General features: G+C 35.4%; 3 protein-coding genes. 2 read left to right on the top strand and 1 reads right to left on the bottom strand.

Going from position 1 to position 7,146, the window contains the following annotated elements; translation table 11 throughout:
• Positions 1-192: 192 nt before the first annotated feature.
• Entirely contained in the window at positions 193-1,530 is a 1,338-nt protein-coding gene (gene lpdA, locus D8M03_RS09640) for a dihydrolipoyl dehydrogenase (protein WP_121214561.1), read from the top strand.
• Between the two features lie 215 nt (positions 1,531-1,745).
• Here lpdA and D8M03_RS09635 read toward each other — a convergent pair whose 3' ends face one another.
• Positions 1,746-3,839, bottom strand: a complete 2,094-nt coding sequence (locus tag D8M03_RS09635; RefSeq protein WP_121214560.1) for a methyl-accepting chemotaxis protein — start codon at positions 3,837-3,839, stop codon at positions 1,746-1,748.
• Positions 3,840-4,329: 490 nt separating this feature from the next.
• Here D8M03_RS09635 and dinG point away from each other — a divergent pair, with 490 nt between their 5' ends.
• A complete protein-coding gene (gene dinG / locus D8M03_RS09630) occupies positions 4,330-7,146 on the top strand; it encodes an ATP-dependent DNA helicase DinG (protein ID WP_121214559.1) in 2,817 nt (938 codons plus the stop codon).

The raw sequence follows: 7,146 nt of genomic DNA, 5'->3' as shown, positions 1-7,146 counted from the left end.
TTTAGCGGTAGTCGGAAACGTAGTGCGGTTGGCAGACCATTCAGCGCGTCTTTAGACGTGGGCCAGTAACCCAGCGTTTCACGCGCAGAGAAAACCACCAGTTCGACTGGTGGTTTTTATTATGTAAAAAATGTAAAACAAGATTGATTTTGTCAGTCGTACAATGCTATCGTTTGGAGTGAGGTGACGTTCATGAAGAAATTTGACTTAACGGTAATCGGTGCTGGGGCTGGTGGGTATGTCGCAGCAATCCATGCAGCAAAAAGTGGATTAAAGGTTGCCATTATTGAAAAAGGAAAAGTTGGGGGAGCATGTTTTAATCTGGGATGCATTCCTTCTAAAATCATGCTTGAACATAGTAAAGTGGTACAAAAAATTCGTGAATCTGCACAATGGGGTATTACTGTACCTTCTATAGATGTTGATTTTCCTAAGTTAATGAGTCGAAAAGAAAAAATTATCCAACAACTACTTGATGATATTCATGTGTTTATCCAAAACGCGACGATTACCTTTATCACGGGAGAAGCAAAAGTTACAAGTGATGGCAACATAACTGTAAATGGTGAACAAATCAAAACCGATCACATTATCCTTGCAACAGGTAGTAAGCCTTTTGTTCCGCCATTTAAAGGCTTAGAAAATGCTAAATATCATACAACGGATACAATTTTTAATATCCGAGAGTTACCTAAGCAATTAACGATTATTGGTGGAGGTGTGATTGCAGTTGAGATGGCCTTTAGTTTAGCACCACTTGGAACAAAGGTAACCATCTTAAATCATAGTAAAGATATTTTACAGACGGAAGAGCCGGAAGCACGACCAATTATTCGTCAAAAATTACATGATCTTGGTGTTGAACTAGTTTTAGATTTTGAATTCCAAGAAATCCGAGAAAATGAAGTGATAACATCAAGAGGTAACTATCCTTTTGAACAATTATTGTTTGCAACAGGAAGAAGACCAAATCTTGAAGTGGTAAGTGACTTAAATCTTGAGATGGATGGGCACTTTATTAAGGTGAATGATGAATATCAAACAAGTATACCAAACATGTATGCAATCGGGGATATTATTGGAGGTTATCAATTGGCCCATGCAGCAAGTGCAGAAGGAATTCATGCAGTTGAAGCAATTCTAGGTAATCATCCAAAACCAATTGACCCAGATACTATTCCTCGTTGTGTCTATACAAATCCGGAGATTGCTACCTTTGGATTGTTAGAAGATGAAGTAGAAGAAGAGTGTATCGTTACGAAATTACCGTTCAAAACAAATCCTAAGGCGTTGATGGAAGGAAATGATGTTGGATTTATCAAGTTTATTGCATCAAAGGATCGTCACGACATTTTAGGAGCTTGTGTAGTGGGGGATGGAGCAACAGAAATACTCAATTCCATGTTGTCTGTCAAAGTCGCTGGAGGAGATGCAGATGACCTATCGAAAATCATCTTCCCACACCCTACAGTTAGTGAACACATCGGAGACGCAGCAAGAGCGGTATTCTGGAAAGCAATTCATAGTTAAAGTAGGCGTTTTAAAAACGCCTACTTTTGCGACGAGAATTGTGTAACAACCGCAGGAGCAAATTTTCTCTGAAAAGGATGGTGGCATTTTAATGCGACCACCGCAGAAGCAATATATTCTAGAACGAGGATTGTGTAGCAACCGCAGGAGCAATACTTATATAAGTAAAGAAGGTGTCCAAAGAGTTTTAACTTTTTGGACACCTTCGCTCATTTTCATAATACAAACTTTTTTGTTGCAGTTTTCAAATCGTTCGCTAATTCTTCCAATCCATTCATCATGTCAACAATTTTTTCCAATTCATTATGTTGTCCTGCAGCACTTGCAGTAACTTCTTCGGCACTTGCTGCGGATTGTTCAGATATCGCGACAACTTGTTGCATTCCTAATACAGTACTTTCTTTTTCCTCTAACATTGCTTTTAATCGATCAGTAAATTGCATGATGCGTTGTTCGATATGAGAAGCATGATTTAATTGTTCTTTAAAAGCAACTTCTGTACTTGTCACGGAACCTCTTTGTGAGTTCAATAAACTACTACTTTTTTGAACTATACGGGAAGTTTGTTCGGCTTGTTGTAAAATGGAAGCGACGATATGTTGAACATGTTCTGTTTCACTTTGAGATTGCTCCGCTAATTTTCTTACTTCTTCTGCAACAACAGCAAAGCCTCTTCCGTGCTCACCTGCACGAGCTGCTTCAATAGATGCATTTAATGCCAATAAATTTGTTTGTGCTGTGATAGCTTGAATTGATTCCATGACTTTGTTAATGTTTTGGATTCTTTCACCCAATGTGTTCATTTGTACATCTAAATCTTCATTAACAGTCGATACATCGCTTGTTTGTTGTCGTAAGTTTTCTACTTCTTTCATTCCAAGACGGGCTTGATTGCTTGATTCTTGAATACTTTCTAACATCTCATTTGAAATAACAGAAAGTTCATCAATTTTATCTCCTAATAAGGACAATTGACAATTTGATTGGTCAATTTCTGCTGATTGAACTTGTGAACCTTTTGCAATCTCTTCAATTGCTTTTGCAATTTCTTCACTACTTTGGGACATTTCTTCCATTGAACGATTCATCTGAACCGATTTTTCTAATATTAGGTCAGATGCTTTGCTTACATTCCCTACAACCGTATGCATCTGTTCTCGCATATGATTAAACGCAAAACCTACTGAACCAATCTCATCATTATTTAAGCGGCTCTTATCCACTTCGACTGTTAATTTCCCGGCAGCAGCCTCTTCTAAAGCAAGTTTCACCTTTTGTAAAGGCTTTAAATTTCTTGCGATAAATAGGTATGTTAACACAGCAAGAATAATGGACATGAGAATGGCAGCCCATATTGTGATATTTACGATTGAATTAAAGGTTTCGAGAATAGTTGATTTCGGAATAACCGTTTGGATGATCCATTTTGCTTCATTTTGGTCGATTTGTATAGGCGTAAAGAGTGAGAAGGCATCTTTGTTATTTAAAGCAGTATCTTTAGAATAAAAAGTTACCGTTTCACCAGATTGAATCTTTTGTGATTGTGTGTCCCATTCAGAAATTAAATCAGATATAGGTTGATTTTTTACATTTAAATTTGAACTATCTGAAATAATGGTACCAGCAGGAGTGATGACACGTTGAAGGGCAGTTTCTGGAACATTTTTTGCAATTAGTTCATCAAAGAAGTCTAGGGTGAAATCTGCTAATGCAACTCCGAAAAATTGATTATTTACTATAATCGGAATCGTAGCGGTTACCATAGAGACCGTTCCATCTTTTAATTCATAGTCATATGGTTCAGTAATATAGGGTAATTGTTTTTCTTTCGGTGTTTTAAACCAGTCTTCTTCAGCAACACCTTCGATAGGCATGTTCGTAATATTATTTTCCTCTCTATATGTATACTGAGCAAAAAGATTAGAATTTTTAAGTATACTATCATCCGTCAAATCGATGTCTTTTAAATTGGCTGCATCCAAAATAATAGATACACCTAGAAAGTTTTCGTTGGAGCTTAACACTTTTTGTTGCAAATCGATTATTTGGGTAGGGTTTAACTGATTTTGAGCATATAAAGATGAAATAACATCCGATTCGGTTTTTAAAACACTAATTGTTTTTTCAAAAACTTGTTGAATTTCTTTTGATGTGGTATTACTTACAGCTTGGATATTCTCCTCACTTTGTTTTAAACTATTTCGGTAAATGATAACAGTAGAAACAGTACTATAAATCGCAAATAGTAAAACAAAGATACTAATGGTTAGTAATGATAGCTTTAACACAAGATTTTTCTGTTTTTTCATAAGGACTCACCTACATATACATGATCTGCATAACATTTCTTTAATCAGTACAACGAAGAATTATGGTAAAAAATGTTATAATATGTTGAATATAGCACCGAATATTACTCTTGTGTTAATTAATTTTGAAATGTCAAAAAATTGTTTCAATTTAGGGCTCTGTAAATTCCACTTGTTTTTCTAAGATAATTAATATAATATATTTATTAGGTGCCAAACCTAGTAAAGTTTATACTTTACAACTAAAGCGCTCGCATACGGCACGGATTGCCGGAGTGCTTTATTTTTATGAGCAGGGAGATGAGCCCCTGCTCTTTTTATATGAGAAAAATTTGCGTCGGTTCTAATTATAGAACAGGCGCTTTTTTGTGTTTAAGTAATGAAAATTTTACATAAAAATCAAATTTAATTATTGGGGGTAAAGCATGACCAGAGATATTTAAGTATGATAAAATCCCTTTATAATTAATTTAAATGTGAGTTGAGAAAAATGATGGAAAGTCAAAAATTTGCAATTGTTGATTTGGAAACAACAGGGCATTCACCAGCCTCTGGAGATCGAATGATACAAATTGCAATCGTCATTATGAAAGATTGGTGTATTGAGAAGACTTTTACATCATTCATTCATCCAGGTAAACCAATTCCAATATTTATACAAGATTTAACAAATATTACAGATGCCGATGTGGCGAATGCTTTACCTTTTGAAGACCATGCAAATGAAATTTACGAACTATTACAAGATGCAATTTTCGTTGCTCATAATACTGATTTTGATTTATCTTTTTTGCAATCTGAATTCATGCGTGCAGGCTTACCAAAATGGAGAGGGAAAAAAATTGATACTGTCGAACTATCAAAAATTTTATTCCCTACTTCGTTAAGTTATAAATTAGGGGATTTGGCTGCGGATTTGGACATTCCTTTAGATAATGCTCATCGCGCGGATGATGATGCAAAGGCTTGTGCTTACCTCCTAAAAAAATGTTGGGAAGAGCTTTTATCCCTTCCATTAACGACAGTTGAGCAATTGCATAAAAAGTCTTTTCAACTAAAGACAAATATTTCTCAATTGTTATTCGATGCACTGCAAATCAAACGAAAATCCGTAGAACAAGAAAAAGAAATTATCTATTATAATCAATTGGCTTTAAAGAAACGACCAGTGAAGACAAAAGACTGGGAAAAACCCATACAATTCCCAAAAACGGTTGATGAAAAAATGGTGTTATTCCAACAACGAATCCCATCCTTTGAAGAACGTCCAGGACAATTTCAAATGATGGATGCCATTTGGGAACATTTGAATAATAAATCTGAACTTATGATTGAAGCTTCAACAGGTATCGGAAAAACGATTGGATATCTATTGCCTTCAGTTATCTATGCAAAACAAAACAATAAAAAAGTATGTATTAGCACATATACCACACATTTATTAGAGCAGCTTTTAGCTAGTGAATTACCGAAAGTGGAAAAAATACTCGGTTGTAATGTCAACGTGACCCTTTTGAAAGGTAAACAAAATTATGTAGATGTGGCGAAATTTGAGCAACTACTGAATTTACGAGATTTATCCTATGATGAGACATTAACAATCCTTCAAGTGTTAGTTTGGCTTTCAAAGACAACTACAGGAGATTTAACGGAACTAAATGTTTCGGGTGGCGGTCAGTTATTTATTGATAAAATTCGTAAAAATAATGAGAGCTCAAAGCAGCAACAAAGCTTTGATTATTACGAACGTGCAATCCAAGAAAGTGAACAAGCGGATTTAATTATTACGAATCATGCTATGTTGTTGGCAGATATAGTACGTAATGAACCAATATTTGATAGTATTGATGGATGGATTATTGATGAAGCCCATCAATTTATACAAGCGGCTGTTAATCGAGATGAAACGATTTTCACCTTTACCAATTGGAAATATGTTTTTGGACAAATTGGATTATCAACAGATGAGCAGTTATTTTCCAAATTTCAAGCAGTTGCTTTAAAAAATCAACTTGTTCCGATACAACTTTTCCATCAACTGGAACGGAAATATATGAGGTTAGTGAACTTATTTGATAAAGCAATGCAAGAAATTGTTTTTCAAATGAAAGGCTTTAAACCTAAAGGTAAAGGGGAAACAAAGCAATCCGCATTTTTATCTGAACTAGTACTCGATCAAGGATTAATGAAAAGCGTTTCCCATGCAATGCAAAATTGGATTGAACTTGCCGAAAGAATTGTTGAGTTTTTTAAAGGAGATATAGAACAAGTTCCCAAGCAGCACAAAATTGTAGTAGAGCAGTGGGAATATTGGATTCGAGAATACAAAATCAAAGTTGCAGAATGGGATGAAGTATTCCTACAGCAAAGTACAGAATACTCGTCATGGATTGAAATTGATGTACGTAATCTACCAGGTAGTATTCGGGTTATCAAGAAACCAATTGATATAACTAATACAATCCAGCACTTATTAAACCCAATTCGGGAGAAAGCTGCTATTATTTGGACATCTGGTTCGCTCTCAGTTCCAAATAATGAACGATTTATTGCAGATCAATTAGGGATAAATAGAAATGTGCCTTTATTAACACTTCAAGCGCCAACTCAATATTATAAAGGTGCTCAAGCATATATCGTGACAGACATGCCAGATATTCAAGCCGTTTCCCAGACAGACTTTATTGAATCGGTTGCACTAGCAATCACTAGAATCGTTCGTGCTACAAACGGACGTTGCTTTGTTTTATTTACATCTCAAGACATGTTAAGGAAAACCGTTGAACTTATACAAGAAAGTGAACTGTTACACGATTATATGTTGTTTGCTCAAGGGGTAACGAATGGAAGTCGAATGAGGTTATTAAAAGCCTTCCAAAAGTTTAGTCATTCTGTATTATTTGGGACAAACAGCTTTTGGGAAGGAGTAGACGTACCGGGAGAAAGCTTATCTTCGGTAATCGTTGTACGTTTACCATTCTCTTCTCCAGACGAGCCTACCTTCAAAGCAAAATCGTTGTTAATTCAACAACAAGGACGGAATGCCTTTACGGAATTATCATTGCCAGAAGCAATATTACGTTTTAAACAAGGGTTTGGACGACTAATCCGATCTTCCCAAGATAAGGGTGTTTTTATTGTCCTTGACCGACGAATTGAATCAAAGTCATATGGAGTAGAATTTTTAAAATCATTACCGAAAATTTCTATTCAAAAACTACCTCTACAAGATATGGTTTTAGAGGTTGAACATTGGTATAATAACAAAGATGAGGAAAGAAAGCAGGTTGACGAAAATGATAAGTAA

Origin of the sequence: Ureibacillus endophyticus (genome assembly GCF_003628435.1) — a bacterium.
GTDB classification, from domain to species: Bacteria; Bacillota; Bacilli; order Bacillales_A; family Planococcaceae; genus Ureibacillus; species Ureibacillus endophyticus.
The sequence above is the reverse complement of the archived record's forward strand: the minus strand, read 5'-3'. Positions and strand labels throughout refer to the sequence as shown.